Origin of the sequence: Mesorhizobium sp. M1312, assembly GCF_040318115.1 — a bacterium.
Taxonomy (GTDB): Bacteria; Pseudomonadota; Alphaproteobacteria; order Rhizobiales; family Rhizobiaceae; genus Mesorhizobium.
In genome coordinates, this window is sequence record NZ_JAMYLQ010000050.1 from 1 (window position 1) to 26,616 (window position 26,616).

A 26,616-nucleotide genomic window follows, 5' to 3' on the forward strand; every position below is an offset into this window, starting at 1 on the left:
ACACCGAACAGGTTCGCCCCGCTCAGGTCCTGTCCTTCTAGGATGAGAAGCTTCTTGTCACACTCGTGCCAATTGACGCCAGGCGTCGCGGCTGCGTGGCAATTGGGAGCAGCAGTGGCGTTCTGCCAAGCAAACACAGTGCAAACCGCTAGAACCAAGCCGGATGCGCCGAAAGCTCTGGTTCGCCTCAAAGTCATTGTTGCTGGACCTCTGCTACTCGCCGACACTCAACCTTACCACATCTGCTGACACTCGAGCCACCGTGACCACCGCCGTCGCAGCAAGCGCATTTCTCATATTCAAGCTTTGATGTTGATCAACCGATCAATTCGCGCGTAGGGCGCGATTTGCGAGCGCCTCCCATATCATCGGCGGCCCAGCAGAGATTCATTTGTCACCGGCCAGGCGCATCATTCCGTAGGTATGCTTGACTAAGCCGAGGCCTCCGCTCTGGACGTTTGTCAGTGTCGGGCCCACCTATGGGATTTGGCCTTAGCCGGCGCGATTTAGAGACACGTGAGTTCAGTCCCGCAGTTTGATCGCGATCTCTGTGCCACCTATCTTGATCCGGCTCGGCCTTTGCATCCGTGAGGAAGGTTTCAAGGCATCGATGCGTGGCCGTCTGGCTCCTTATCCTGCTGGGCAATCCAGTCCATAAGCTCCTTGTTGGCGGGTACACCGTTTTTTACACCGGTGGGGTCAGGCATAAAAGCAGCGGCGCGCGTGAATGTCGGTTGCATGCCGGTACACCCATAGTTCGAGAACTGGGCGTTGTACCGATCGCGACGAAACTTGAGGGTCGGTTTGCTCAAACTCCATTGAAAGGACATGGCTCATGGCTTCGACTTTCCGCTCTATCACGATACGGCTCATTCGAGCTGCTAGCCTCGTTGCTCTCGCAGCGCTCGTGCCGGTTTCAAGCGCTTGGGCGCAGTCGGGGGAGGCGCTAGTTTTTGCGACCGACCCGACCTACGCACCGTTTGAATTCACCAAGGAAGGCGAGCTCATCGGATTCGATATCGATCTAGTAAAGGCAATTGCCAAGGAAAAGGGCTTCGAGGCGAAATTTGAGAATGTCCCCTTTGACGGCATCATTCCGGCGCTGCAGGCCGGAAACTACGATGCCGCGGTTGCCGCAATGGTCGCTACCGAAGAACGCAAAAAGTCGATCGATTTTTCCGTACCTTATTTCAAGACAGGCTTGGTCATCTTAGTTCGTGCAGAGGACTCAACCATCAAGGGCGAGGCGGATCTCAAAGGAAAAAGGATCGCCGTGGAGATCGGCTCGGTTGGCGCGGAAAAAGCCGGATCCATCCCGAACGCCGTTGTGAGCACGTTCAACGGCTCGCCCTTAACCCTCCTGGAACTTACAAATGGCAATGTCGATGCCGTCATCGGAGATGGTGCGTCGGCGCACTACGCGCTGCAGACTGGGGCGGTTAAGGGATTGAAAGTCCTCCCGGGCCTTCTCTCGACCGACGTCTACGCGATCGGCTTCCCAAAGGGATCGGATAAGGCCGGTCTCATCAATGACGGGCTAAAGGCCGTTATCGAAAATGGCGAGTATGCCCGCATTTACCAGAAGTGGTTTGGCGAAGCACCCCCGCCATTCTGATCGGGTGAGCGCTATAGAACTAGTCGAAAGAGCTCCCTTAAAGAGCGAGCTCTTTCGACTACCTTGAGAGTTCAGGACATCGAAATGTCGAATATTCAAGTCATGCTCGACAGCTTGCCGGTGCTCATCTCGGGCGCCGGCCTCACGATCTTGCTGGCGCTAGTGGCCTACAGCGTCAGCTTGGTCCTTGGCACCGCGATCGCCGTCGCCCGGCTGAGTAACTTGAAGACGCTTAGATTCGCTGCCGCGATCCACATCGATTTTTTCAGGGGGACGCCGCTGCTCGTGCAGCTGTTCATGATCTACTTTGGCATCCCGTCTCTCCTGAGCGAACTTGGGCTGTCTTTTCGCTTTGACCGGTTTTACGCAGCGATTACCGCCCTCAGTCTTTACAGCTCAGCCTATATTGCCGAGGTATTGCGCACCGGCGTCCAGTCACTGGGTCTGGGCCAGTGGGATGCGGCTAAGTCCCTCGGCCTTCGCACGTCGCTTGTCTGGCTTTTGATCGTTCTCCCGCAGGCCTTTCGCCGCTCTATCCCTTCGCTCGGCAATGAGGCTATCGGAATGCTCAAAAACACTAGCCTCGTCTCGATCATTGGCTTTGAAGAACTGTTCCGCAAAGGCCAGCTAATCGTCGCGGAGAACTACCAGCCGTTCCAGATCTACGTGATGGTCGCGCTGATCTATCTGAGCTTGACGGTGCTGACATCTGCGGTCAACCGGCTTCTGGAACACCGATTCAGAACAATCTGATCACGCCAGCGATTGCCCGATCATTGATCAGGGCGGTGGTTCGCGCACATCAGGCGGGAGAAGGAATATTCAAATTTCAAACTACGTCTCAGCAGGCCCTCTATCGGGCGAAATCGCTGTCAAACTCATTGGCGTCAGCAAATGGTACGGCGAGTTCCATGTGCTCAAGGATATCAACCTGAAGGTCATGCGCGGCGAACGCATCGTCATCTGCGGTCCGTCCGGCTCCGGCAAATCGACCATGATCCGCTGCATCAACCGGCTTGAGGAACATCAGAAGGGGCAGATCGTCGTCGATGGGATTGAGCTCACCGACAGTATAAAAAAAATTGATGAGGTGCGCCGGGAAGTCGGCATGGTTTTCCAGCACTTCAACCTCTTTCCGCATCTCACCATTCTTGAAAACTGTACGCTGGCGCCGATTTGGGTGCGCAAGATGGCTCGTCACGATGCGGCGGAGGTTGCCATGCACTTTCTCGAGCGGGTGCGGATTCCTGAACAGGCCAACAAATATCCTGGTCAGTTGTCCGGCGGCCAGCAGCAGCGCGTTGCGATCGCCCGGTCCCTCTGTATGAGTCCCAAGATCATGCTGTTCGACGAGCCAACTTCTGCTCTCGATCCGGAGATGATCAAGGAGGTCCTTGACGTGATGGTTGGGCTTGCCGAGGACGGGATGACAATGGTGTGCGTGACACACGAGATGGGGTTTGCGCGTCAGGTCGCAAACCGCGTAATCTTCATGGATGCCGGCAGGATTGTAGAAGAGAACGAGCCTGCCGCCTTCTTCACCGACCCCCAGCATGAGCGCACGAGGTTCTTCCTGTCGCAAATACTGAACTAGTTTGAGCGATCATACATTTCTGGGAGTACCAAATGGGTGCCGACATTATCCTGCCATCGCTGCTTAGTGACAAAGTGACGGCGCCACCGTTTCGGGTTCAGATAGCCTTCGATGGCAACTGGATGGAGGCCTGTCGGTTCAGGCCGGAGGAACTGCCTTCAGCTGAAATGACGCGGCAGGCCGTCGCCGGGCGAGAAACGGATGTCGCCGTGGAATTCTGCTTCAAGCTCCAAGGCGGCGACAATTTCTTCTTTGGTGAGCGTCGCATTGGCATCAAAAATGATCCTCGCGCGGTCGAGTTCGTGCATGACGCAATTTCCTGTGGCGGTCCCCGCGAATGGTCCGGGCTTTCGGACTTCTTTTCGAGACTTGAGGGCGCGACGACCGACCGGCATGGCGTAGAGAAAGGACAATTCTTTCGGGATCTTGAGAATGTCGAGGTTGGGATCACGGATTGGTGGCACCGGGGTGATGTCATTGAAGTCTGGAAAAAAAGCGACGCTGCGATTCCAACTGAGGACCAGCTGCGTGAGCAACTAGCGCAGTACCCAGCCATCCAGGTGAACGCCATAAATTTCGTCTGCCTCGAATTCAATTTCAGACAACCGACGCACCATTGGTTTGGCATCGAGATTTCCAACTGCGAGCGCGGAGCACACAAGCTCGATGTGTCGAAGTCCCATCCGTGGCTTCTCGCCTGCCTGTTGCGTTGACGCGGTCACTACTACGCTGCAGGTAAAGCAAGGAAGCCCGCGGGGGGCAGGCAGGCAAGTAAAAATTTCCTCGGTAGCTGTGACGGTCAGATGACGGCAAGTAGGTAGCGCCCGACAGTCTCGACTAGACGACCAGAGCGGACGAGGTCAGTGGCGGCGGCGATTTCGGGTGACTGGCGCCGATCTCCATCCAGATGCGGTACGACCGATCGCAGCGCGGCGCGGGCGCGTTCCAGCGGCTCCGACGATTTGAGGGGAGCGAGGAAATCGCAGGCCTGAACGGCGGTCATCAATTCAATACCGATGATCGTCTGGGAGTTGTGAGCCATTGGCAAAAGGCGCCGTGCGCAGTGCGTTGCCATCGAAACATGATCCTCCTGGTTGGCAGAGGTGGGGATGGTGTCGATGACCCCGGGGGTTGCCTTCTGTTTGTTCTCCGAGGTGAGAGCAGCGGCGGTGATTTGCCCCATCATCAACCCTGAATTAAGGCCAGGATTGCTCGTCAGGAATGCCGGCAGGCCTGAAAGCGAAGTATCGAGCAGCAGCGACGATCGGCGCTCCGAGATCGAGCCGATCTCAACAGCTGCGAGGGCTAGATGGTCTGCGGCAAAGGCCACCGGCTCTGCGTGGAAGTTGCCGCCCGAAAGCACAGCACCGTCGTCAAAAATTAGCGGATTGTCCGACACGCTTTGTGCTTCGATGGCGAGCGTCGTGCTCGCAAAGCGCATTGTGTCAAGACAGGCGCCGAGGACTTGCGGCATGCAGCGGAGGCTATAAGGGTCTTGGAGACGACTCCGCCCAGCCTTTTCCAGAATCTCCGAACCGCGGATCAGCGCCGCCAAGCTTCTAGCGACATCGATTTGACCCTGATGCGGTCGTAAAGCGTGGATGCGAGCATCGAAGGGAACGTCGGTGCCGCGCATCCCATCCAGCGACAATGCCCCTGTGATCAGCGACGCCTCGAAGGCACGTTCGATTTCGAAGAAGCCAGCAAGCGCGAGAGCGGTCGAAACTTGCGTGCCGTTCAGGAGGGCGAGCCCTTCCTTAGGGGCAAGCACCAGCGGCGACAATCCGTGCCGAGCCAGCATCGCAGCGCCGGGCACCAGCCTGCCGTCTTCGACAAACTCACCGATCCCCATTAGCGCCGAAGCGAAATGGGCAAGGGGTGCTAGGTCGCCCGAGGCGCCGACCGATCCTTGGGCTGGCACGGCAGGGACCAGCCCCAGCGAGATCACCTGCACAATGCTCTCGATGGTTTCGAAGCGTGCGCCGGACGCGCCCTGACTGAGGCTCGCGACTTTCAGCGCCGCTATCAAACGAACCATCGGCGGCGACAGCAGTTCGCCGACGCCTACGGAATGAGAGAGGATCAGGTTACGCTGCAGCGTCGCCAGATTGGCGTCGTCGATACGCACCGAGGCCAGTTTGCCGAACCCTGTATTAATGCCATAGACCGGCGCCCCAGCGGCGACGATCGCCTCTACCCGCTTGGCGCCCGCTATGATCCCCTCGGCGGCGCCACCAAAAAGCGAAAATGTCTCGCCCCAATAGACGCGTCGCCAGTCCGAAATAACGTTCTGCGCTGGTTTTATTACGACTGTCATTGATTGGCTCCTCGATACCGTCCGCATGGGTCAGCTCCCCCACGCCTACACCTTTGATCGCTGCAGATGCATGTCAAACTATTCACAGCAGGGTCGGCATTCGGGAAACTGTCGGCGGCTGCGGCGTGTCCAACCCCGATTGTCAATGTCTAGGTCACCGGGTGGCCCGCAATGGCGAGCCTCCTCTGCTCTACAACAGCTACCGTTACGCGTGGCGATCAACGACGGGGCGGGCGCTGAGTTTCCAGCCCGTCCAACCTTGCGTGCAAGGACAGGAACCGACCCGAATTTCCCTTGCCTCTACAAGCAACTCCACTGATCGGTGACGGAGTTGCACGATGCTGGACTTGGTTGCGCGGGGCGATGTTGTTTTGCCTGGTGGCGTGCTGCGCGGCGGCTACGTGTCAGTCGCAGGCGGCAGGGTCGTAGGCGTCCAGCTGGAAGATCCCGGCGTCTCACGTGAGCGCCTTAACGCCGATGGCGCTTGGATATTCCCGGGGGCGATCGACGCTCAGGTCCATTCGCGTAGCCAGAAAGATCGGGAAGATTTCCGTTTCTCAACCCGCGCGGCGCTGGCGGGTGGCGTCACGACGATTGTCGACATGCCCTATGATGAAGGCCTCCTCATCGCAGACGCGGCCAGCGTCAAGCAAAAGGCCGCCGATATTGCGGCGCAGGCGGTGTCGGACGTTGCGCTCTACGGCACCATAAGGCCATCCGATGGTGTCATTAAGATCGCAGAGCAGGTCCGCGCCGGCGTCTGCGCGTTCAAATTCTCGACCTTTGGTACACATCCCGAGCGATTTCCGAGGATTGGACCGCAACTGCTGGCCGAGGCTTTCGCCGAGGTGGCGAAGCACGGTCTTGCAGCCGGCGTCCACAACGAGATCGAAGAGATCGTTATCGGGGAGACCGCGCGCATCAAGGCGACCGGACGCACGGATTATCTTGTCCATGGCGAGACTCATAATCGTCTCTCAGAGCTCCTCGCGATCGTCGATATCTATGAGACTGGCGCCTTTACGGGCTGCCGTGCGCACGTGGTCCATTGTTCGCAGGCGCGCGGCATCGAGATCTGTTCCCACTATCGCCGTCAGGGTTACGATTCGACCACCGAAGTCTGCATCCATTATCTGGCGTTCGATGAAGAGGAGACAGTGAGGACGCTTGGTGGGCTTGCAAAAGGCAATCCTCCCCTTCGCAGCGGCGAGCGAGAGGCACTCTGGCGGCACCTCGCGGCTGGCAACATCGACCTTGTCTCGACCGACCATGTTGCCTGGTCGCTTGAGCGAAAAAACCATCCGGACATGTTCACAAACTCCGCCGGTGGTCCGAGTCTCGAAGTGCTGGTGCCGGTGCTCCTTAAGGGCTGCGTCGAGCGCAGCATCGATCTCGCGGTCGCCGCGCGGGTCCTTTCGCACAATCCGGCGCGCCATTTCCGGCTCACCTCCAGCAAGGGTGCATTAGCGGTGGGCGGCAGTGCCGACTTCAGCATCATTGATCCGAGCTACGCCCCATGGCGCGTTGCCGATTCGGTCACCGTCTCGGATTGGAGCCTCTATGACGGCATGGCTCTTCCGCAGATCAAGGCGACGTTCCTCCGCGGCCAGAAGGTTTGGGACGGTGCGACGGTCACGGGGGAACCCGGCTTCGGTCGTTTCGTCACCCCGCGGAGCAAATGAATGAACGCTGTTGTTTCCCGGCCGCGCGCTAATGTTAATGCTGCACGCCTGGAGCGCCGTATCGCTGATCTGGCCGCTGTCACGGATCCTCAGTTTCCCTGGAGCAGGACGGCGTTTTCACCTTTGCACCGCGAAGGCAGGGTCTGGCTCGCGCGCGAGATGGCATCGCTTGGACTGAGTACAGCGATTGACGCCGGGGCCAATCTGATTGGCCGATTGCGGGGGCAGCGGCCGGAGCTCGCGCCGATGGCGACGGGGTCCCACAGCGACACGGTCCCGTCGGGAGGGCGCTTCGACGGCGCTGCGGGTATCCTTGTTGCGCTCGAAGCCCTCCACGCCATGAGGGATGCCGGTATCGAGCTGAACCACACGCTCGAAATCATCGATTTCCTCGCCGAGGAGCCAAACCAGTATGGCCTCTCGTGTATCGGCAGCCGCGCCATGGTTGGGGCGCTTACGGCGGCGGACCTTCAACGAACAGCGCCCGACGGGACAACGCTCTCAGAAGGTATGGCGAGCATGGGGGGCGACCCTGACGGGCTGGACATGCCGTTACGGACGCAGGGAGATCTGAGCGTCTTTGTCGAACTCCACATCGAACAGGGCAGGGTGCTCGAAAGCGGTGGCCTCGACATCGGCGTCGTCACCGACATCGTCGGCATTCGGCGACTCGAAGTGCGCATGATGGGGCGCGCCGATCATTCTGGGGCGACCCCCATGATAATGCGGGCCGACGCACTCGCCGGCGCTGCTGAAATAATCGTGGGATTTGAGCGCCGCGCAGAGGCCGAGAAGCTGGCGCCACTGGTCGCGACTGTCGGCAAGCTCAATGTTATTCCTAACGCTGCCAATGTGGTTCCCGGGCAGGTGGATTTCACTTTGGAAGTACGCGCGGCGACGGAAGCCGCAATCATCGGCTACCTCGCTGACGTCACTGGCGAGATGCAATCGATCGCTGAGCGACGCGGGCTGAAACTTGCTGCCGAAATGGCCGGCACGAACTTGCCAGTCAAGATGAGCTTGATGGTGCAATCAGCGATTGCCGGCGCAGCTGAGGCGCTAGGTTTGCGGCATCAGGCGATGCCCAGCGGGGCCGGCCATGATGCAGCCTTTGTCGCACGGCTATGCCCGGTCGGCATGATCTTTGTGCCTAGCAAGGATGGCCGCAGCCATTGTCCCGAAGAATACACCAGCCCTTCGCAACTGGCGGCCGGTGCGCAGGTCCTTCTCACGACCCTTCTTCACCTAGACACCACCCTGACCAGGGACGCGCAGCTTAGGAACGCACAATGACCACTGCCACAACCGTCTTGAAATCCGTCACTGCCCAGCGCGGCGACACTCTGCGCTGCAAGGGCTGGCGGCAGGAATCGATACTGCGCATGCTCGAGAACAACATGGAGAATGCCGAGCGCGCCGAAGGTTTGGTGGTATATGGCGGCATAGGCAAGGCCGCGCGTAATTGGGAAAGCTATCATGCCATCGTCACTTCCCTTAAGGTGCTGGAAAATGATGAGACGCTCGCGATTCAAGCGGGCATGCCGGTGGCTATCTTCAAGACCCATCGACTGGCGCCCCGGGTTGTCATGGGCAACACCAATGTGATCGAAGCCACCTGGCCAAAATTTTACGACCTCCTCGCAAAGAACCTCACCACCTATTCGTCCTACACGGCCGGTCCATGGCAATATATCGGCAGCCAAGGTGTCGTCGAAGGGACGTTCGAGACGCTCGCGTTAATCGCCGACGAGCATTTTGACGGTGATCTCGAAGGTCGTATTTTCTTTACCGCCGGCCTCGGTGGCATGGGTCGGTCGCAGCCCTTCGCCATGTCAATGCATGGCGGCGTGACCGTGTGCGTTGAAGTTCGTGGCGAGATCATCGAACAGCGCATCGCCGCCAAGTATGCCGATGTGCGCGCCGCCAACCTCGCGGAAGCCATTGCGCTTGCCGAAGACGCAAAGGCAAAGCGACGGCCGCTCGGCATTATCGTCCAAGGCAACATGGCCGATTTGCTAGAAGAGGCGGTTGCGCTGGAATGGAAGCCCGACATCGTTACCGAGATGTGCCCCTGCCATGACCCCTTCGCGCTTATCCCCGCCGGACTTACGCCGGCTGATGCGGCCGTTCTTCGCACCAGCAGCAGTGCGGGTTACCTCGAAGCGTCCCGCACAACGATGCTCCGCATGCTGCGCGCGCTCAACATGATGATGGACCGTGGCTCGGTCGTTTTCGAGTACGGCACGTTCATCCGCAAGGAATGTGTCGATGCGGGCATGGATCGCGCCGAGGCATTCCGCTTTCCAGGCTGCATCTCTCGCTATGTCCGCCCGCTGTTCCTCGAGGGACGCGGGCCATTCCGTTGGACGTGCATCTCCGGTGATGTCGCCGATCGAGAAGCACTGGATGATCTGGCGCTTGCGCTCTTCCCAAGCGACCCGATCGTTCAGCGGTGGATCCCGCGCGCTCGCAAGAGCTTGCCGTTGGAAGGCTTGCCGGCGCGCGTGTGCTTTATGGGGTTTGGCCAGCGCAAGGCGTTTGGTCTCGCCGCAAACGAGTTGGTCAGAAGCGGCCGGTTGCAGGGGCCGGTCGCTTTCTCACGCGACAATCTCGATTGCGGCTCGATCTCTAACCCGGCCTTTGAAACGGAGAACATGCTGGATGGATCGGACTCGATCTCGGACTGGCCCTACCTAAATGCCCTTCTGAACGCGTCGGCGATGGCGGATCTAGTTGCGATCCAGGCTAACGGCACCATGGGCATTTCCGCCCATACAGGCGTGACGATGATCGCCGATGGTACCGAAGAGGCGAAGTTGCGCCTCGATGCGTGCCTAACGACCGATGCCGGAATAGGTATCGTGCGCCACGCTCAGGCGGGCTATCCCATGGCGCGCCAAGTGGCTGAGGGCAGAGGGCCACTGACGAGCGAAAGTATCAACGTGCCGCTCTGGTGGTCGCCCAATGCGACATTCGGGCCGGCCCGCGTCGAAGCCGACCAATGAGCGGGCCGTGGCTGCTGGCCAATGGTCTCGTGCTGGCCAGCCCGGATCAGCCAGCAACTCGCTGCGATATCGTTATTGACGGCGGGTCGATTGTAGCTGTCGGCGATCGGCTTGACCCTGCGAGTTTCGGTGTCGTCCGAACACTCGACGCCACCAGCCGCCTAGTCACGCCCGGCCTCATCAACACGCACTACCATTCCCATGATCGGTGGGACCGGGGGCGGTTTTCGCCGCTGCCACTCGAAATCTGGATGAGCCTCTATAATCCTCCGTCGGTTGGCCGCTCTTGGACCCCCGATGAGATTTATCTGCGCACCATCCTAGGCGGCATGGAATTGGTGCGGGGCGGCTGCACGAGTGTAATGGATGATGTGCACCTCGGCACGCAGTTGGACGACGCGTCGATCAATGCCGTTTTTCGCGCCTATCAGGATCTGGGAATCCGGGCAGATGTGGGTGTGGCTTATGCCGATCTGCCTGCTCACAAAACTATCCCCTATCTCGACGCCGTACTCCCCGATCACCTCAAGGGGCGCGGCCAGACGGTGGCGCTCGCTCCCGAACAGATGCTGCAGAGTTGGGACGCTTTGGCAGCCAGATGGGATAGTCGCGTCCGTTCGGTGATCTCAATCTCAGGGCCACAACGCTGCAGCGACGCGTTTCACATTGCAGCCTTCGACCTTGCGGAACGAGTCGGGCGTCCTGTCCTTACGCATGTGCTCGAGAGCCGCATCCAGGCAATGACTGGGCCGCATTTCTACGGCCATTCGCTGGTTGAGCATATGAAGCACCTCGGCGTACTCAGGGCAAATGCCGTTCTTATCCATGGCGTATGGATGAGCCCAGGAGACCTCGATCTCGTTGCTCAATCTCGTGCTGGCGTCTCGCATAACCCGGTGAGCAATCTCAAACTCGGCAGCGGTATCGCTCCCGTCATAGCCATGCTCCAGCGTGGCATTCCCGTGGGCCTCGGTACGGACAACCACAATGCCAATGATGGCTGTTCGATGTTCGAGGCGCTCAAGTGGGGGACGCTGCTTCCTACTTTGACGGCCGACTACAAGCATTGGCTCACCGCCTCGGCCGGCCTCAAAATGGCGACCGAACATGGTGCCACCCTCATGGGGAAAGCACAGGAGATTGGGCGGCTTGCGCCGAACTATGCGGCCGACTTCCTCCTATTCGACCTCAACGATGACGCCTTTCTTGCTATGAACAGTCCGGCTGAGCAGTTGGTGTTCTCAAATTCCGGGCGCGGGTTGGTTTCAGCCTATGTGGACGGCGAAGCCGTGTTAGATGCAGGGCGGATCAGTACTGTCGACGAGGTCTCGATCAGGCAGGAAATTTGTGCCCGGATGATGCACATGAAAGAAAAGATCGCAGCCGGATTGCCCATATCGCGAGAGCTCGAACCATATCTGCAGCGGGCCTACGAGATGTGCCTTGCCGATCCAGCGATGGATGCGGTTCCGACCTGCAGCTGTTGCCGATACTAGAAGCCTGCCAAAGTTTGCGATCGAACCGCCCCGCGGCGTTTAGTTCGGAGATTTTGAAACTATCGCAACCGAATGTGGTCTAATGTTGCGCCCGCACTCCTAGGCGCGTGCGGAAATCTAATGCAGGATCGAACATGGCCGCGATCAAAACCGCCGTCCCGCCGCTGCATGACATAGACATCCGGCTGTTGCGACTTTTCAAAGCGGTTGCCGAGAGCGAAGGGTTTGCTGCGGCTGAGGAGACGGTCGGCGTCGGCCGTTCAACAATTTCGAAGCACATTGCCGATCTCGAATCGCGGCTTGGCGTCAGGCTTTGTGATCGTGGGCGCTCGGGGTTTCAAATGACGCCGCATGGCCGTGTCGTCTATGACGCGACGCTCGAACTTCTCGACGCGCTTGATGGTTTCGCAGCCAGGTCTCCACCGCCAAAAGCAAGATCTTCGGCACGGTCACCCTTTGGGTCATGGACAATACGCTGCACGAGATCGGGAACCCCGTGGGGCTCGCGCTGCGGCGGTTCCAGATGCGCCCGGGAAAGATTCAGCTCCACATCAACGCCGCAGCGCCGCTCGCGGTCGAGGAGGCAGTGGCGACAAGGCGGGCTAATGTCGGACTTACGATCGTCAACAGCGAGATCCCAGGCCTCACCTATCTGGTTATTGGTGCCGAAACCACGGCGCTTTATTGTGGTGTCGATCATCCACTCGCCATTGCCCAACCCACCGGCGACGTGACCGAAGCCGATCTGGAGGGGGTGGATTTTGTTACGCGCGGTTATCTGCGGAGTGATCCAACGTTGCACGGTCGGCCTCGAGTTTCCACCGCTGTCGCGCACCATGTGGAAGGCGCCGTCCAGCTCCTCCTCAGCGGGCACCATGTGGGTGTATTACCTGACCATATCGCGAGGCCCTGGGTGATCAGTGGCAAGATGCTGAAATTGAAGGTGGCTGTCGCGCGAACGTCAACGCCGCTTTGCGTCGTGTTCCGAACGAAATCACATGAGATACCGGCGATCGCTGCTCTGATCGAAGATCTCGCGCAGGGCTACAGCGTTTGCTAAACCGGACTCTGGAATTACAGCAGCGTGTGGCCTGCGGCCATCAGGTATCGTCTCCCGCTAATAACATCCGACGCTTTAATCAGTAAATACGTGCTGAACGTGGGGATAAGGAATATGCCGATATCGTTTTCGGAGAGCGGTCTCAACAAGGAAAGGACGATACCGGCTTCACCCAATGAGAATGGACCCACCGCTTCGAAGCACGCCCAGTCCCGGTCTGAAAGCACGTTTTCGGGTACTCTGAGCTGCGGGCAGATTAGGGTGACCTCGTCACTGCCGCGGCTATAAGAACTGATCCCGTCGCCGGCCAGCCAGGCTGGTGTGGGGGCATCGGGAGGCAGGCGAGTTATTGCGTAGAGGCCTGCCAACTGGTTTAATTTCAAACTGGGCATCAAACTCCCCTCGTGCCAATTGCGGCGGCGAAATCTGAGTTTGGTTCAAAACAGGCCCGCAATAGTGGCAAGTTTGGCGACGATCACGTCGTTCGCCAAGCAACTTCGCGAGATAGAGGAGACTGCGAGCGACACTCTTGTGTCATCTGTGCGTGTCTTGCGGTTGGCACCGGGCACTGCGAAATACTGATGTTCGATATCGGTTAGGCGTCCACGCTTGGCAAAACCGAGCGCGGCGCCGATCTGATATCAAGCAAAGCGGCTTGATCCGAACTACCCGATGTGGGCTGCCGGAATTTTCGCCTTGGCCTATTTCGTGGCGGGCCGCTACGAAGAAACCTTGACCATGCTCGACCGCCAAACACCCGGCGACTACTAATCCCGAAAATGGGTGTTTAGGGCCGGCGCGCTAGCCGCGCTCGGCCGCACCGATGAGGCGAGCCGTAGGTTGAAAAGGGCTTCAAAGCATTTCCGGAGCTGAGCATCGGCTGCTGATAAACGCGCCGGAGTACAATGAGGCTGAGCATCAACGGCTGATGGAGACGATGTGCCTGGCGGGCTTTCCGACCTGTGCATCAGACGACCAATTTCCGAAATGAAGAACGCCAAGCGACTTGCGGAGTGCCTGTCAGGATATTCAGCGGGCTCGGGCGACCTTTCTTGGCCTAGCTAGATGTGCCAATCGTCCCCTCACCGCGGCCACTACGCAACACCTCCGCAGGCACACGCGGCGACTAAAGATTAGGGCAATCGGTTGCGGAGCGGCGAGGTTAATTGCGATTGCGCCGGCGGGGGAAAAGTATCGCAGAGGGCCAGGCCTAAAGCGGCAATCCCGCTTGCTATAACCGTCGAGGAAATGCTGCCGATCCTCATCGCGTCTGAAAGGCTGCGTAGCTGCCCCCACCGTGATGCGAGGGAGCCGGGATACGCTGCGTCGACTAGCTCTCCCGAATTCGCACTTAGGCATTGGTCTCGACCCGAGACCCGGAATGTCTGCAATTGTTCTTTTGGGACGACAAGCGGACTGCCCGCTTTCGGTCCATTCCAGACATTTGAAGTTCGAGACCGCTCCTAGGCCGAAGCAGCTGCCCAATTTGATCACCGGTTGGTTTGCTTTCTGTGTTCTCCGCATAGCGGCCTTGCACCAAACGACCCCCAGCTTTCGAGCCGGAAAACCCTGTGATTTCAATGGGGGAAAGCTAGGGAGTAAAAAGGCGCACTCCCCAGCTTTGGAGAATATGGGCTGACAGAGAGCAAAAAAGGCACCTTCACTACCAGCAACAGTCCCCAGCTTTCGGCCGAAAACCAGCAGTTCTGCGGGGTTTCTGAGCCGCCAAGTCTACGCAGAGAACGTTCTGGGAGAATTGAGTGGTAGAGGGAGAGCACCTGAAATCCAACCTTCTCCACCCGGACTCGCAACCTGCCCCATCACGTTGCCGCCATGCACCACCGCCCACGGCGAAGCCCGGAGACGTTGCACGCTTCCTTGACCTTTCTTAACGATGTCCGGCAGGGCGCCACCGCCTTCTCGACGCTCCGACACTGCCATCAGCCCCACCTTCCCAAGCCGGCCTAAGTTTTTTAACGAAGGCGGGGAACATGGATGCTGCCTCGCGGTTGGACCCCGGAAGGCTAATTCGCAGCCTGAAGGAAAGCGGCCGAGCTCGCTCTCACGACGCCGCGAACCGGGCCTATGGGAGATTAAGCATGCGAGCGCTGGTTTGGCATGGGAAAGAAGACATACGTTGCGACGAGGTTACCGATCCCGAAATCGAGGATCCGCGCGACGTCATCGTCAGGGTGACGAGTTGCGCGATCTGCGGCTCGGACCTGCACCTCTATCACAACCTCATTCCGGCAATTCTGCCCGGCGACATTATGGGCCACGAAATGATCGGTGAGGTGGTGGAAGTTGGATCCGGGGTAAACGGCGCCCTTAGGAAGGGGGACCGCATCGTCGTTCCCTTCACCATCATTTGCGGGGAATGTGACCAGTGCAAGCGCAAGAACTTTTCGGTCTGCGAACGTACCAACCGCAACAAGAACATCGCCGACAAGGCGTTCGGTCACACGACGGCCGGGCTGTTTGGCTATACCCATCTGACCGGCGGTTACCCGGGCGGACAAGCCGCGTATGTTCGCGTGCCATTTGCCGATGCAACGCACATCAAGGTACCGGTCGGGCTCTCCGATGAGCAGGTCCTCTTCCTTGGCGACATCTTGCCAACTGGCTGGCAGGCTGCTGTCCAGTGCGAGATCGCACCTTCCGATACGGTAGCGATCTGGGGCTGTGGCCCGGTGGGGCAGATGGCAATCCGCAGCGCCATTCTTCTCGGTGCCAAGCAGGTCGTGGGCATAGATTGCCTGCCCGAACGCCTTTCCATGGCCGGAGCGGGCGGCGCGATCACCATCAACTTCCTGGAGGAGAGCGTTGTTGAAAGGCTGAACGACCTTACAGGCAGCAAAGGGCCAGATAAATGCATCGACGCCATCGGGATGGAAAGTCACGTGTCCTTTCGTCAACCAGACACCGTTTATGACCGCGCCAAGCAGATGATGCTGATGGAGAGCGATCGGCCCCATGTGCTGCGTGAAATGATCTATGTCTGCAGGCCAGCCGGCGTCATCTCGATCGCGGGCGTGTATAGCGGGTTCGTCGACAAGATCCCAATGGGCCAAGCCATGAACAAGGGCCTGACTTTCAGAATGGGCCAGACGCATGTGAACCGCTGGACCGACGACCTACTGCGTCGCATCGAAGAGGGTCAGATCGACCCCTCGTTTGTCATCACCCACACTGCCGGGCTCGAACAAGGACCCGAGATGTACAAGATCTTTCGCGACAAGCAGGACAGTTGCGTCAAAGTCGTACTGAAGCCATAGGGGATCCACGTCATGAACATGCTTAGCAAATTCGGCAATCTCAGCAGATGGCCAAGCGACCCAAAGGTCATAAAATCTGGCCCGAAGGCGATCGCGCCATCTGATATGGTAGCGCGCAAACTCGGATGGTTTAGCATAGCGCTGGGCATTGCCGAACTTATAGCCTCCGAGCGCATCGCCCGCGCACTCGGCATGCCTGGTAAGGAAGGCTTGATCCGTGCCTACGGAGCGCGCGAAGTCAGCAGCGGTATTCTGTCCTTGTCGGCAGACAAACAGTCGGGGCTTTGGAGCCGAGTGGCCGGTGATGGGCTCGACATCGCAACACTCCTATGGGCCTTCCGACACGACAATCCAAAACGTGACAACGTCGGACTTGCATTGGTGCTCGTTGCCGGTGTGACACTCATCGATCTATTTACCGCGCAAAAGGTAAGCGCCCGGCACGATCGAGGCCGCCGGCAACCGCAGGATTTCGGTGACCGCAGCGGCTTCCCGCGGGGTCTTGAAGCTGTGCGGGGCCTTGCGCGTAAAGACATGTCACCTGCCAGCCAGAATTGAGCGGTGACTAACTGGCGCGAACCCTGATCCTCCTTCTCTCGTCACCGCCGATACGCTCGGCGCTGATTGCGCAGATATTTTGACCCATCGGGACCGGAATTTCAGGAAATTGTTGCTCCGGGCGACCAAGGCATTGCCCGGCATGCCCGTGCCTGCCGCGGGTGCACCGTTCCCGACACGGCTCCGGCACAGCCATGCGCCAGCGACCCAAGGTTGGCCGGATAATGATCCCGTCCGTCCCAAGCTGCAGATAGGCAAGGTGACGCGTGATGCTGTGTGCCCCGTCGCCATATCCTGCGTCACAGTACGGTCAGCCGCCAGCAGTCTGATCTGGTCGACCAAGTCCTTTCTTTGTAGCGAGTTTTTGTTTTTCTTTCAGCAGCCGAACAATCGCGTCGACGGGCGGCGCAAGCTCGGGCGGCGACTTGCTATCCGAGCGCCACAGGTATCCAAACAATGTTCTCAGTATGCGCATTGCCGTAACCTCCTGGACCACCAAACTTGCCTTGGGCGTTGTTGTTCCTGAACGGCAGGCCAAGCGCGTCCGAAGGCGAACTCATCCGTGGCAAGCAGGCACGGCTGGAGTCCGGACGGGATAGAAATTCTGGAGCTCTTCCTCCAGCACTCAGCCGTGATCGCTCCCGGTTGCAGACGCTCGTCCATCCTTCCGATCTGGAATCGGGAAGACGGTTAGGCGCGTAGCTGAATAGACCGAGGGCAGGTTCTCGCGGTAGGCAGGGGGTGTCGTGGCAATCACCGACAAGCTGAAGAATCGGGTGCGTCCCGCCCCTCCGAGCTGGCGCTACTGGGCCGCACGTTCGACCGGCTGAAAGGTCGAGGCTCAATCTGAAAAAACGACGTGAAATGGCGCGGGCCTTTTTTGTTTCCGTATGGAACTTCGGCGCGGGCTGAAAGTTTCATTCGTGCAGCTGCGACATGGATGACTCCCGATGGGCCCGCCTCCTTTTTTCCCGAAGGGCGCGGGCTTTCTTTCGTGCACGGAACCCCGGGGCGGGTGCACGTTTCGCCGGCTTGCAGCGATATGGCCGCTTGCACGCTGCCTCAACCCCTCGCATTTCAGACCCGTGCTGTCTTCCAGGAGACGCTCGTGATCGCCGCTACCAAGAAATATCTTGGCATCCCATCGCGATCCGTCACTGGGCGCCGTGAGCGGAGAAGCCCGACGGTGACAACCGGCCCCGGGTCTTGGAACTTATTCAGGCTTTTCAACGTTCTTTGACATGCCTCATGATCGAGCCAATCGTCTGCTGGGCGTCGCCACCACTGCCAAAATCGGCGGTCATCCGATCCACCCCATGTTGATTCCTTTTCCGATCGCATTGCTTGTGTCGGTGTTCCTCTCAGACCTGGTGTTTTGGTCGACCAGCAATGCTTTCTGGGCCGAGGCTTCTTTTTGGCTACTCGGCTTTGGCTTGCTTATGAGCGCCGCAGCGGCGCTGGCCGGCTTTGCCGATTTTCTTGGAAATGCGGTCATACGCTCTTTCGGCGCCGCGTGGCACCACATGGTAGGCAATGTCATCGCAGTGGTACTCGCCTTGGCCAACTTCGTTTTGCGGCTCAGTGCAGGCGCAGTCGAGGGGACTCTGCCTTGGGGATTGGCCCTGTCAACGCTTGTTGTCCTGCTTCTTGTTTACACTGGCTGGAAGGGCGGAACGCTCGTCTACGAGCACAGGGTAGGAGTACATCCTGAGGAGGGTGAAGGCACCAGTTCCCGTGCGGGACGATCTTGATTGAGGTCTTGGCATGGCCGACCTGCGGGGACGCGTTGTCGTGGTCACCGGCGCTTCGAGCGGCATCGGGAGAGCGGCTGCTCTTGGGTTCTCACGAAAAGGGGCGCGGCTGGTACTGGTTTCGAGAAACGACGACGCGCTCGACAATATCGCTAAGGAATCCGTCGGCTCAGGCGGCGAGGCACTGAGCTTTTCCGCCGATATGGCAGACTACAGCGCGGTGGAGGAAATCCTTGGCTTTGGGGTATCGCATTTCGGCGGGATTGACGTCTGGGTGAATTGCGCCGCAGTGCTGATTTTTGGGCGTTTCGAGGAAGTTCCGCCTCCGCTGTTCCGCCGTCTGGTCGACACGAATGTGTTTGGTTACATCAACGGATCTCAGGTCGCCCTCAAGCAATTCCGCTCTCAAGGAGACCGCGGAGTGCTGATCAACGTCAGTTCCATGCTCGGTGTCGCTCCAGAGCCTTATGTCAGTGTATATGTCGCGAGCAAGTTTTTCATACGCGGGCTCACAGCCTCCATCCGGCAGGAGTTGCGCACCACGCCCGGCATTCACGTGTGTGCGATTCTTCCTGCAGCCATAGACACCCCGATCTACCAGAAAGCGGCGAATGTGTTCGGCCGCAAGGCGCGATCGATCATCCCTGTTTACTCTGCCGAGCGGGTCGCCTCTGCAGTTGTCGGCGCAGCGAGCCATCCTCGGCGCGAGATCAGGGTTGGCGGCTTTGCATTTGTATTGGAATTTGGCTGCCGGGTTGCGCCATCACTGGTGGAATGGATAGTCGCTGTTGTGGGGCCACGTCTGCAGTTTCAGGAAAAAGCCGAGCAACCGCACGAGGGCAACTTGATGGCAAGTGTGTCCCCTCACGAAGTTGCCGGCCGGTGGCGCCAGTACTGGACGAAGCTTATTGGGCTCACTTCCGGTGATTATCGCGTGCGCTTTGATTCTGCCCAGCCACAGCTTCCAACCTGTAGTGAATGGGTTGGAACACAATCTTGCTGGTTGCGGATGACGAAGCTGTCTGCACGCCGGTAGCGTTGAAACTGCACGAAGTAGCGGACCAGATCAGAATGCGCGGGGATCCCGAACCTGCTTTGCCAAGACGCATTTAGCCCCAGGTAACTGGTCATGAGAGGTTTGGCTGAGAGGCGGGTGAGTCGTGACCGACGAGATTAGAGTTCGCGGTCAAGAGGACTACGTCACTGGCATAGTTGCGCCTAAGGTCCTCCTTTAGGTCACCCATCACACGCAGCCTCAAATGGTCTTCGGAACGCAGCCGCCCTCGTGGCGCCGCGGGAAGGTTGCTCCGCCTCAGTTTGTCGGGATAGGCGCATCGGCCGGCGGCATAGCCGTATTCAAAATTCTTTCCCGTGGTCGCACCGACAGCGGACACGCCTATACCGACAGCGGACACGCCTATATTGTCATTCACCATCTCGATGCCGAGCACAAGAGCGAGCTGGCGAGCATCATTCAGGGTTGCGCACAGTTGGAATCGAGGTCGTGAAGGCGATCAAACGAAACCGGATCTATGTGATCCCCGCCCAGCTCGCTCAATCGACCCGGGCAATTGTACCCTCCACCCGCTCGAAGACGGTTACTGCCGTGGTCTAAGAAAGTTTTGCCTTCGGCACTATGATGAACGTGGATTGCCGATCGGCCCGAAGGAACAAACAGCACCCACTTTGGTTAAAGCTGCGCGTGCCACCAGACACGCATTTTCTCACACTCGGAGACGACGATGGCTACGAAAAAGGAATCGCAAAGCAAGGCCAAGGGCCTCGAAGATCTTTTCCATGACGGACTGAAGGACGTCTACTACGCTGAGCGCAAAATCCTGGCTGCGCTGAAAAAGATGGCGAAGGGTGCCGAATCCGACCAACTGACCGCCGCATTCGAAAAGCACCGCGACGAGACTGAGGCTCAGATCGAACGACTGCAGCAGGTCTTCGAGATCTTCGGCAAACGGCCACAAGCAAAGACTTGTCCTGCGATCGACGGCATCATCGAGGAAGGACAGGAGATACTTGAGGAATTCAAGGAAGCTCCAGCTCTGGATGCTGGGCTTGTGGCGGCGGCGCAAGAGGTTGAACACTATGAGATCGCCCGCTATGGCACCCTGATCACCTGGGCCGGACTGCTCGGCCTAAAGGATGCCGTGCCGCTGCTCGAGGAGACGCTCCAAGAAGAAAAGGCGACTGACGAAGCGCTGACGCAACTTGGAGAGACCAGCGTCAACGAGAGAGCGATGCAGGAAGCTGCCTAGTTAAACGGCGCTTCGAAAGCAGAAACTTATGAGCACGTCATGAACAATAGAGAGAACGCGCCTCCGGACGACGGAGGCGCGCCTTTGTCGCCTGTGCCGGCGGGCCGGGCGCCAAGCCTGCGGCAACTCCTGTTCGAGCCTAACATCTCGGTCAACGGTCTGATCGACGACGGCACCGTCGTCTTTCTTCTTGGTCGCTTGGAAGCCGTACGCCAAAGCGGCGACGACCTCATCATGGAGCTCAACACCAACGGCGGGGACGCCGATGCGGCCCGGCGGATTGCCCTCGAAATTCGGCTGTTTCGGCAGCATTCAGGCCGAACGCGTACTGCGTCGGCAAGACGAAAGTGTATTCGGCGGGGGTGACTATCTTCGCAGCTTTCCCGAAGCCGTTCCGCTTCCTCACCACGGACGCGGTTCTCCTGGTGCATGAGCGGCGTATGCAGACGAGTGTCGAATTGAATGGCCCGATGAAATCTTCCATCCAGATCGTGCGCGAGCAGCTTGCGCTACTTGAGACAGCGGAGCGACTGGAAATTGAGGGCTTTAAAGAACTCGTTGAGGGCAGCTCGCTTAGCGTTGACGAACTCTACCGCCGTGCGACAACCAATTGCTACATCCACGCTGAAGAGGCCCTCGATCTGGGGATAGTCGCCGATCTGCTGCGGTAGCATTGTGGCTTCAGGCGAGACATCCGCGGCGATTTCCGGAGTATCGGATTAACAGTGCAAAGCCCGCGCTTGGCAGAGAGCACGGGCCATATCGACCGCGCTCGTCGGGGCGATCGGAACTTACGGTCTGTGGCGACGTTGCGGTGGCAGTGAAACAATGCTGACCAACGGAGACGGACATGACAGACTCGAAAGAACGTCTGGCGCAGTGGCTTCGCGACGCTCACGCCATGGAAGAACAGGCCGAGACCATGTTGAGCGGCCAAATCGAGCGTCTTGAAAACTATCCCGAGATACGCGACCGGATGAGTGTCCATCTGGAAGAAACGAGGCAACAGGCAGAACGTCTCGAACGATGTCTCGATCGGTTGGGGGAAGGATCATAGGCGCTGAAGGATGCCGGCGGTAAGTTAATCGCCATCGGGCAGAGCATCAGCGGTATCTTTGCAGGCGACGAGGTGATGAAGGGATCGCTGGCCAGCTACACATTCGAGCATATGGAAATCGCCAGCTACAAAATGCTCATCGCCGCAGCCGGCGAGGTCGGCGACGCCGAAGTCCAGAGAGCCTGCGAAGAAAATCTCCGCGAGGAAGAGGCAATGGCCGACTGGTTGGAAAGCAGACTCGGCACCGTCACAAGTGAGTTCCTCCGACGCGACGAGCGGGACGCTGACAGCGCGAAACGATGACGTGCCTTTAAATTCGATTGAACGAAAGCGCGATCGCATTAGAATGATCGATGCCGTCAAACCACATCGGCGGAGGGAGAGGATTTGGATCCAACCTTCTCCGCGGGTCTGCGATCACCTTCGTGGTTCGGGTCTTCCACTGATGCTGTTCAGTCGACCTGTTCAATCTGCGGACCTGGGTCGACCGGCGGAGCCGGCGTGCAATCTTGCCCCTTGCATTCCTCGACAGGGTCATCAGCTGGTGGAAGGCAGTTTTGGCCCTCGCAATGAACTGCCGGCTCTGGCGCTTCTACGTGGTTAGGTGGAACAAGCTGGTCCTCAGCGCGAACGGCCGGCATTGCTACGCTGATCATGCCCGTGCACAAGAACGCAATCCCAAGCAATTTCATTTTCGCCTCCGTGCCTGGCAGCGACCCGTACCCTACACTTTCAAGCTGCGGCCGCATCGTCTCACCCGCGAACGACGTTAACACGGGGTTTCAGTGCTGGCCGGAAGGGAGCGGGCCTAATGATCAGCCTGTCACATGTCGGATGCAGGCCGGGATAGGGTGGCTGCGGTCGAGGCGGTGGGATCGGTCGCCTCGCGCCGGCCCGGCGAATTCATCGGATTACGCATAGAGCACGATGCTGCGCGGGAATTAATCGAGGTCGAGCGCGTGGCACGAGAAGCAAAGACGGCTCGGCTGCGGGAGCAACGACTTAAGGCTGAGCGAATGAAAAGCCCGCTGGGGGAGGGGACCGGCAGCGGGCCTTTGCCACGTTAAGAGCACCTTCGCGGCCAAATCGACCGCTGCAGTTGTAACGCGTGATTTCTACAACGGTTCCATAGTTTGCGGAAATCAGTATGCGCCGGCCTCTCGAATTTCTCATTCTCCTGCCGGGTTGAAGTTGCCAAGTTTTTTGCCCTGCATCGGGAACACACGCTCGAGACGAAAGTTCGGCACGTGCAGCCATTGTTCCCTCCCACTGAACGGCTGCAGATCGGCCCGATGCACCGATCGGCCCGCGTCCTTTCCTCCATGGGGCGCGGGCTCACTGCTCGCACGGAACACCAGGCGCGGGTGCGCGTTCGCCGGCATGAGGAAAGGCGTATGGTCAGCCTCAAGACTGCAAAGAGTGGCATTGCCTTCCCTGGTGACCTGACTTTGTTGAAGCAGGTCTTTGATCGTGTTCGCGTTGAGGAAGGTATTCCCGTTGGTAGCGAGCAGGCGGAGCGCCTGAGCGTGATCGCAATGGAATTTTTCTCAGATGACGAATTTGACGAGGCAACTCTTTACGAACGCCTTCGACTCTATGCCCGATTGTAGCGCTGAAAGAAAAGCGTCCCACCATCAGAAATCCTGACGAGCCTTGTCGCTCGGTATGAAAGACAGGATCGTTGAGCACGACCGGCGGTTCGGCTTAGCTTCCGAAATGGACGAAGGCCTTTAGAGCGCCTGTCCGCTCGGCAAGGCCCGCATCGCCTGATTCGCGAGGCCGGCTAAAAGCCCGGTGTTCCGTTCGCTGCACAGGTACCAGCGGCTGGTGCTCCAGCTCCGCATGGTCAACCGCGACGTCGAGGGACCCCGCACCTGGCTGATTACCCGAACCCGTCGCCAGGCAATTACTCGTGCAGACGCAACTCAGAACTTGCGGCTCAAATACGACGAGCCTGCCAGTCCGAAGCGCCACTCGAGATCGACAGCCTTGGAGATGCCGATCCGGCGTCCCGTTAAGACGGAGCTGGCTCCGACTTCTGGCGGCTGCTTGAACTGGAACGGAAGCTGGTCCAGCGGCAGCCCGTCATAAGATGCATCGACAGCAAGCGCCTGGCAAACGCGGCCTGGTCCCGAACAAAGAAGTCGAGGGTCATCAACGCCGCGTCTGGCCCGCATCAGGTCGAGCTTTGATTGCGGCTCGATTGCGCGCACAAGGACAGCACTTCCGGGAAGACACACGGCATTCAGGCACCAATGCAGACCATAGGAGCGATAGACGTATGCGCTCCCTGGGGCGCCGAACATCGCGCTGTTTCGCGAAGTCCGACCGCCAAAACTGTGTGAGGCTGGGTCATCGGCGCGATAGGCTTCCGTTTCGACCACAATCCCGCCCACGCCGTGCACAAGAAGCGTGGCGCCAATCATATCGCGAGCGACAACGCAGGCGTCTCGGGCAAAGAACTGGCGGTTCGTGATCAACGCTTGCACCGCATCTGGACCGCGCCGGAACGCGGCGCGAACAAGGATATTCCCGCTCCGGCTGCAAAAAAGCCAATCCACCAGGGCCAAACTCGGGATCCTCAGCATGGCAGCGCTTCCTGCTGAGCTCGGAGAGGTCTGATCGCCTATAACGAGGGTCGATTGGCGATTCAACAGCGCCTAGCCCAAGCGGTCGAAGTAACGCGGAAGACCCTGCCTGCTGCCGCGTTTGCGATGCCGCGATGCGTTAGGTGGCCCGGAGAAAATCGTCGTGCGCTGCTCGGGAGCAACACCACGAAGGAACGTAACAGGCTCTGCGATCGTTGAAGACTTTTGATCGAGCCGTATCATGCCATCGACCTCGATACGAAAAATGGCCTACGATCCCGACATCAGAATCCTCTCGGTGTGGTTCGTCGCCAGCGACAAGCGGTACGAGTTTGAGGACGTGCCGCCGGAGACCTTCGCCGCATTCAAAGCCGCCTTCGCCAAGGGTCGCTTCTTCAACGACCACATCCGCATCACTTCCGGTACCGTCAGGTTGCGGCCGGCAACGATGCGGGATGACGGCAAGCTGTTGATACATTCCAACTGCAGGTTGGTGGACGCAGCGCAGCCGGCGCGTAGGATTTTCTTACGATCCCCGCCACCCGGTGCAAACGACTGATCGCCCGCCGTGCCGAAAGGTGCGGCGGGCTTTTTTGTTGTCTGGGGGGAACACGATCTGGCGGCAATCGTTCTGGCGCCAACAAAAGCGCCGTACCGTCAGATTGAGGACAAAACAATGCAGGAAAGGCAAGGCTTAACCCATAAAGAAAAACACGACAGACAGGAGCGCACGTCGGATGCTGCAAGGGCATTAACAGACATTGAGCGCGTCGCACGAGATGCAAAGACGGCTCGGCTGCGGGAGCAACGACTTAAAGCCGAGACTGCTCTTCCTGCTGCAGTGGCACCGAAAGCGAAGAGGAATTGGAAGAGCAAGAAGTCGTAGTATGCACGCTGCACCTGGCGCCCTCCAATCAGCCGCGGTCCTCTCCGCAGGCCGTGTGTTTTCAATCGAATCTACGCCGATGTGCAAAGGCTGTGCGATTTGGGGTGCGAGATTTTTGGCGCCTGATTACTTGCTCAGCGTATCGTCTGCGGCAATGCGATCCAACAGCTTACGGGATGCCAGTAACAGGCGGCGGTATCGTTTATCGTCTGGCGAAGATCGCACGCGACTCTCATTCAATCGAGCCGCTTCTATTTCGAAATTGCCCCATGCGGATAGCATTTGGATGCTCCTAAGCGTCCGGCGGCTTCAGCCGGCTTTTCAGCCGAGCTTCCCGGAGTAGCAATGCCCGATCGGTGCCGATCATTTCGATCAGCTCGCGCGCTTGAGCTTCAGTTATTCCGGCTTCCTTGGCGAGGAACTGCGCCTGGAAGTCCGTCATTCGGTCGCGGTCGGACTTTTCTTCGCCCATGGTGAGCCTTTTGCAATTGGATTGAACCGGAACGCCGGCGGGAGGGTTTTGTTGCGATCAATGGCTCAAACTTCCAAGCATTTTTCGCTTTCTCTGGAACACATGCTTGAGATGAAAGTTCGGAAAGTGCAGCAATCTTGTTCCCTCCCAACGATGGGCTGCAGATCGGAGATGCACCGATCTGCCCGCGTCCTTTCCTCGTGGGCGCGGGCTTTATCGCTCGTACTGAACACCAGGCGCATGCGTTTCGCCGGCATGAAGACAACTGCTCAGCGAAATGGCCGCTTTTGCAGATCCAGGCTTTTCGGTCACGCTCTATGGTCGTTCTGGTTCCCCATGCCTCGCCATCGCACTGCCTGTCTTTCACGGTTCATTGTTGTCGTTTCCCGGTCAAGATGGAACCGAAGGGCAGAAAGCGTCTGGCGCTATTTTCAAGACTCTCCGCGCCCATCGGCGTAATGTGTTCTCATCGGCGATAGACGTCACGGGCATCGCTGGCTGTGACCGACCACCGCGCTTCCGCCCCAAATGGGAGGAAAGGCATATGGTCAGCCTTAAGACTGCAAAGAGTGGCATTGCCTTTCCTCGTGACCTGATTTTGTTGAAGCAGGTCTTTGATCGTGTTCGCGTTGAGGAAGGTATTCCCGTCGGTAGCGAGCAGGCGGAGCGCCTGAGCGTTAGCGCAATGGAACTCTTCTCAGATGGCGAATTTGACGAGGCGGCAGTTCTTTATGAACGCCTTCGACTCTATGCCCGATTGTAGCGCGGAAAGAAAAGCGTTGACCTCCCAACATCAGGAAGTCCTGACGAGCCTTGTCGCTCGGTATGAAATCCTCGTGTCGATCCAAGACAGGATCGTTGAGCACGACCGGCGGTTCGGCCTCGCTTCCAAAGTGGACGAAGGCCTTCTAGAGCGGTTCCTCATTTGACGGAATCGAAGGGGATTCCGGATCAGTCGGTTTTGTGATTCAAGATGCTGGCTGGAGTGGAGGC

At 58.7% G+C, this 26,616-nt stretch carries 26 protein-coding genes and 2 pseudogenes; 23 read left to right on the plus strand and 5 right to left on the minus strand.

The genetic code is table 11. The annotated features are described in order from the left end of the window. The first annotated feature begins 835 nt into the window (after positions 1-835). The 4 genes from NKH36_RS32645 to NKH36_RS32660 all read left to right on the plus strand — a co-directional run bounded on the left by NKH36_RS32645 (position 836) and on the right by NKH36_RS32660 (position 3,922). Positions 836-1,615, plus strand: a complete 780-nt coding sequence (locus tag NKH36_RS32645) for a basic amino acid ABC transporter substrate-binding protein (RefSeq protein ID WP_352965049.1) — start codon at positions 836-838, stop codon at positions 1,613-1,615. 84 nt (positions 1,616-1,699) lie between these two features. Beyond that, a complete protein-coding gene (locus NKH36_RS32650) occupies positions 1,700-2,368 on the plus strand; it encodes an amino acid ABC transporter permease (RefSeq protein WP_352965047.1) in 669 nt (222 codons plus the stop codon). 73 nt (positions 2,369-2,441) lie between these two features. Beyond that, positions 2,442-3,209: an amino acid ABC transporter ATP-binding protein gene (locus NKH36_RS32655; RefSeq protein ID WP_502912165.1), complete on the plus strand. Its 768-nt coding sequence runs from the start codon at positions 2,442-2,444 to the stop codon at positions 3,207-3,209. 32 nt (positions 3,210-3,241) lie between these two features. Then, positions 3,242-3,922, plus strand: a complete 681-nt coding sequence (locus tag NKH36_RS32660; RefSeq protein ID WP_352965045.1) for a hypothetical protein — start codon at positions 3,242-3,244, stop codon at positions 3,920-3,922. 86 nt (positions 3,923-4,008) lie between these two features. Here NKH36_RS32660 and hutH read toward each other — a convergent pair whose 3' ends face one another. After that, positions 4,009-5,526: a histidine ammonia-lyase gene (gene hutH / locus NKH36_RS32665; RefSeq protein WP_352965044.1), complete on the minus strand. Its 1,518-nt coding sequence runs from the start codon at positions 5,524-5,526 to the stop codon at positions 4,009-4,011. Between the two features lie 338 nt (positions 5,527-5,864). On the opposite strand from hutH, the gene ertD reads away from it, so the two are divergent. The 6 genes and pseudogenes from ertD to NKH36_RS32695 all read left to right on the plus strand — a co-directional run bounded on the left by ertD (position 5,865) and on the right by NKH36_RS32695 (position 12,769). Continuing rightward, a complete protein-coding gene (gene ertD, locus NKH36_RS32670; RefSeq protein ID WP_352965043.1) occupies positions 5,865-7,208 on the plus strand; it encodes a hydantoin-5-propionate amidohydrolase in 1,344 nt (447 codons plus the stop codon). Next, entirely contained in the window at positions 7,209-8,501 is a 1,293-nt protein-coding gene (ertE, locus tag NKH36_RS32675; RefSeq protein WP_352965041.1) for an N-carbamyl-l-glutamate amidohydrolase ErtE, read from the plus strand. It abuts the gene before it with no gap. Continuing rightward, positions 8,498-10,213 carry a urocanate hydratase gene (hutU, locus tag NKH36_RS32680; protein ID WP_352965040.1) on the plus strand — a complete coding sequence of 572 codons (1,716 nt, stop codon included), beginning with the start codon at positions 8,498-8,500 and terminating at the stop codon, positions 10,211-10,213. Before ertE ends, hutU begins: the two co-directional genes overlap by 4 nt. Next, positions 10,210-11,709, plus strand: a complete 1,500-nt coding sequence (locus tag NKH36_RS32685; RefSeq protein ID WP_352965038.1) for an amidohydrolase family protein — start codon at positions 10,210-10,212, stop codon at positions 11,707-11,709. Before hutU ends, NKH36_RS32685 begins: the two co-directional genes overlap by 4 nt. Before the next feature lie 134 nt (positions 11,710-11,843). Beyond that, positions 11,844-12,056: pseudogene (locus NKH36_RS32690) on the plus strand (helix-turn-helix domain-containing protein); the annotation flags it as partial. Between the two features lie 116 nt (positions 12,057-12,172). Continuing rightward, complete coding sequence (locus NKH36_RS32695) at positions 12,173-12,769, plus strand: substrate-binding domain-containing protein (RefSeq protein ID WP_352965036.1); 597 nt, start codon at positions 12,173-12,175, stop codon at positions 12,767-12,769. Between the two features lie 14 nt (positions 12,770-12,783). Here the strand turns inward: NKH36_RS32695 and NKH36_RS32700 are convergent, their stop codons facing one another. Then, entirely contained in the window at positions 12,784-13,161 is a 378-nt protein-coding gene (locus tag NKH36_RS32700; RefSeq protein ID WP_352965035.1) for an ACT domain-containing protein, read from the minus strand. 1,707 nt (positions 13,162-14,868) lie between these two features. Here NKH36_RS32700 and NKH36_RS32705 point away from each other — a divergent pair. Together NKH36_RS32705 and NKH36_RS32710 are read left to right on the plus strand one after the other, a co-directional pair. Beyond that, positions 14,869-16,044 (plus strand): zinc-dependent alcohol dehydrogenase, encoded by a 1,176-nt coding sequence (locus tag NKH36_RS32705; protein WP_352965032.1) that lies wholly within the window; start codon positions 14,869-14,871, stop codon positions 16,042-16,044. Positions 16,045-16,056: 12 nt separating this feature from the next. Beyond that, a complete protein-coding gene (locus NKH36_RS32710; RefSeq protein ID WP_352965030.1) occupies positions 16,057-16,602 on the plus strand; it encodes a hypothetical protein in 546 nt (181 codons plus the stop codon). A gap of 310 nt (positions 16,603-16,912) precedes the next feature. On the opposite strand, the gene NKH36_RS32715 is transcribed toward NKH36_RS32710, so the two are convergent. Next, on the minus strand, positions 16,913-17,077 hold the full coding sequence (locus NKH36_RS32715; protein WP_352965029.1) for a hypothetical protein: 165 nt from the start codon (positions 17,075-17,077) through the stop codon (positions 16,913-16,915). 766 nt (positions 17,078-17,843) lie between these two features. On the opposite strand from NKH36_RS32715, the gene NKH36_RS32720 reads away from it, so the two are divergent. From NKH36_RS32720 to NKH36_RS32755, 8 genes and pseudogenes are all read left to right on the plus strand, one after another. Next, on the plus strand, positions 17,844-18,353 hold the full coding sequence (locus NKH36_RS32720; RefSeq protein ID WP_352965027.1) for a DUF2231 domain-containing protein: 510 nt from the start codon (positions 17,844-17,846) through the stop codon (positions 18,351-18,353). A 13-nt stretch (positions 18,354-18,366) separates the two neighbouring features. After that, positions 18,367-19,389, plus strand: a complete 1,023-nt coding sequence (locus NKH36_RS32725; RefSeq protein ID WP_352965024.1) for an SDR family oxidoreductase — start codon at positions 18,367-18,369, stop codon at positions 19,387-19,389. 223 nt (positions 19,390-19,612) lie between these two features. Beyond that, positions 19,613-19,861: a hypothetical protein gene (locus NKH36_RS32730; protein ID WP_352965020.1), complete on the plus strand. Its 249-nt coding sequence runs from the start codon at positions 19,613-19,615 to the stop codon at positions 19,859-19,861. Between the two features lie 234 nt (positions 19,862-20,095). Continuing rightward, positions 20,096-20,620, plus strand: coding sequence for a YciE/YciF ferroxidase family protein (locus NKH36_RS32735; protein ID WP_352965017.1), 525 nt, complete (start codon positions 20,096-20,098; stop codon positions 20,618-20,620). An 84-nt stretch (positions 20,621-20,704) separates the two neighbouring features. Continuing rightward, positions 20,705-20,986: a Clp protease/crotonase-like domain-containing protein gene (locus tag NKH36_RS32740; protein WP_352965015.1), complete on the plus strand. Its 282-nt coding sequence runs from the start codon at positions 20,705-20,707 to the stop codon at positions 20,984-20,986. A gap of 74 nt (positions 20,987-21,060) precedes the next feature. Next, on the plus strand, positions 21,061-21,291 hold the full coding sequence (locus tag NKH36_RS32745; protein WP_352965968.1) for a hypothetical protein: 231 nt from the start codon (positions 21,061-21,063) through the stop codon (positions 21,289-21,291). 179 nt (positions 21,292-21,470) lie between these two features. Continuing rightward, positions 21,471-21,980: pseudogene (locus NKH36_RS32750) on the plus strand (ferritin-like domain-containing protein). A 1,091-nt stretch (positions 21,981-23,071) separates the two neighbouring features. After that, positions 23,072-23,287, plus strand: a complete 216-nt coding sequence (locus NKH36_RS32755) for a hypothetical protein (protein ID WP_352965011.1) — start codon at positions 23,072-23,074, stop codon at positions 23,285-23,287. Positions 23,288-23,602: 315 nt separating this feature from the next. Here the strand turns inward: NKH36_RS32755 and NKH36_RS32760 are convergent, their stop codons facing one another. Then, positions 23,603-24,265, minus strand: coding sequence for a DNA-3-methyladenine glycosylase (locus NKH36_RS32760; protein WP_352965009.1), 663 nt, complete (start codon positions 24,263-24,265; stop codon positions 23,603-23,605). Positions 24,266-24,506: 241 nt separating this feature from the next. Between NKH36_RS32760 and NKH36_RS32765 the strand changes: the two genes are divergently transcribed. Continuing rightward, positions 24,507-24,824: a KTSC domain-containing protein gene (locus tag NKH36_RS32765; RefSeq protein ID WP_352965970.1), complete on the plus strand. Its 318-nt coding sequence runs from the start codon at positions 24,507-24,509 to the stop codon at positions 24,822-24,824. Between the two features lie 9 nt (positions 24,825-24,833). Continuing rightward, entirely contained in the window at positions 24,834-25,151 is a 318-nt protein-coding gene (locus tag NKH36_RS32770) for a hypothetical protein (protein WP_352965006.1), read from the plus strand. 292 nt (positions 25,152-25,443) lie between these two features. Here the strand turns inward: NKH36_RS32770 and NKH36_RS32775 are convergent, their stop codons facing one another. After that, positions 25,444-25,623, minus strand: coding sequence for a hypothetical protein (locus NKH36_RS32775; protein ID WP_352965005.1), 180 nt, complete (start codon positions 25,621-25,623; stop codon positions 25,444-25,446). 277 nt (positions 25,624-25,900) lie between these two features. On the opposite strand from NKH36_RS32775, the gene NKH36_RS32780 reads away from it, so the two are divergent. Beyond that, positions 25,901-26,386 carry a hypothetical protein gene (locus NKH36_RS32780; protein WP_352965003.1) on the plus strand — a complete coding sequence of 162 codons (486 nt, stop codon included), beginning with the start codon at positions 25,901-25,903 and terminating at the stop codon, positions 26,384-26,386. Positions 26,387-26,616 lie beyond the last annotated feature (230 nt).

What these genes read in the sequence shown, in the direction of transcription:
- NKH36_RS32645 (WP_352965049.1), top strand. Translation starts at nt 836, where the DNA reads ATGGCTTCGACTTTCCGCTCTATCACGATACGGCTCATTCGAGCTGCT.
- NKH36_RS32650 (WP_352965047.1), top strand. Translation starts at nt 1,700, where the DNA reads ATGTCGAATATTCAAGTCATGCTCGACAGCTTGCCGGTGCTCATCTCG.
- NKH36_RS32660 (WP_352965045.1), top strand. Translation starts at nt 3,242, where the DNA reads ATGGGTGCCGACATTATCCTGCCATCGCTGCTTAGTGACAAAGTGACG.
- hutH (WP_352965044.1), bottom strand. Translation starts at nt 5,526, where the DNA reads ATGACAGTCGTAATAAAACCAGCGCAGAACGTTATTTCGGACTGGCGA.
- ertD (WP_352965043.1), top strand. Translation starts at nt 5,865, where the DNA reads ATGCTGGACTTGGTTGCGCGGGGCGATGTTGTTTTGCCTGGTGGCGTG.
- ertE (WP_352965041.1), top strand. Translation starts at nt 7,209, where the DNA reads ATGAACGCTGTTGTTTCCCGGCCGCGCGCTAATGTTAATGCTGCACGC.
- hutU (WP_352965040.1), top strand. Translation starts at nt 8,498, where the DNA reads ATGACCACTGCCACAACCGTCTTGAAATCCGTCACTGCCCAGCGCGGC.
- NKH36_RS32685 (WP_352965038.1), top strand. Translation starts at nt 10,210, where the DNA reads ATGAGCGGGCCGTGGCTGCTGGCCAATGGTCTCGTGCTGGCCAGCCCG.
- NKH36_RS32695 (WP_352965036.1), top strand. Translation starts at nt 12,173, where the DNA reads ATGGACAATACGCTGCACGAGATCGGGAACCCCGTGGGGCTCGCGCTG.
- NKH36_RS32700 (WP_352965035.1), bottom strand. Translation starts at nt 13,161, where the DNA reads ATGCCCAGTTTGAAATTAAACCAGTTGGCAGGCCTCTACGCAATAACT.
- NKH36_RS32705 (WP_352965032.1), top strand. Translation starts at nt 14,869, where the DNA reads ATGCGAGCGCTGGTTTGGCATGGGAAAGAAGACATACGTTGCGACGAG.
- NKH36_RS32710 (WP_352965030.1), top strand. Translation starts at nt 16,057, where the DNA reads ATGAACATGCTTAGCAAATTCGGCAATCTCAGCAGATGGCCAAGCGAC.
- NKH36_RS32715 (WP_352965029.1), bottom strand. Translation starts at nt 17,077, where the DNA reads ATGCGCATACTGAGAACATTGTTTGGATACCTGTGGCGCTCGGATAGC.
- NKH36_RS32720 (WP_352965027.1), top strand. Translation starts at nt 17,844, where the DNA reads ATGCCTCATGATCGAGCCAATCGTCTGCTGGGCGTCGCCACCACTGCC.
- NKH36_RS32725 (WP_352965024.1), top strand. Translation starts at nt 18,367, where the DNA reads ATGGCCGACCTGCGGGGACGCGTTGTCGTGGTCACCGGCGCTTCGAGC.
- NKH36_RS32730 (WP_352965020.1), top strand. Translation starts at nt 19,613, where the DNA reads ATGGTCTTCGGAACGCAGCCGCCCTCGTGGCGCCGCGGGAAGGTTGCT.
- NKH36_RS32735 (WP_352965017.1), top strand. Translation starts at nt 20,096, where the DNA reads ATGGCTACGAAAAAGGAATCGCAAAGCAAGGCCAAGGGCCTCGAAGAT.
- NKH36_RS32745 (WP_352965968.1), top strand. Translation starts at nt 21,061, where the DNA reads ATGCAGACGAGTGTCGAATTGAATGGCCCGATGAAATCTTCCATCCAG.
- NKH36_RS32755 (WP_352965011.1), top strand. Translation starts at nt 23,072, where the DNA reads ATGGTCAGCCTCAAGACTGCAAAGAGTGGCATTGCCTTCCCTGGTGAC.
- NKH36_RS32760 (WP_352965009.1), bottom strand. Translation starts at nt 24,265, where the DNA reads ATGCTGAGGATCCCGAGTTTGGCCCTGGTGGATTGGCTTTTTTGCAGC.
- NKH36_RS32765 (WP_352965970.1), top strand. Translation starts at nt 24,507, where the DNA reads ATGCCATCGACCTCGATACGAAAAATGGCCTACGATCCCGACATCAGA.
- NKH36_RS32775 (WP_352965005.1), bottom strand. Translation starts at nt 25,623, where the DNA reads ATGGGCGAAGAAAAGTCCGACCGCGACCGAATGACGGACTTCCAGGCG.
- NKH36_RS32780 (WP_352965003.1), top strand. Translation starts at nt 25,901, where the DNA reads ATGGCCGCTTTTGCAGATCCAGGCTTTTCGGTCACGCTCTATGGTCGT.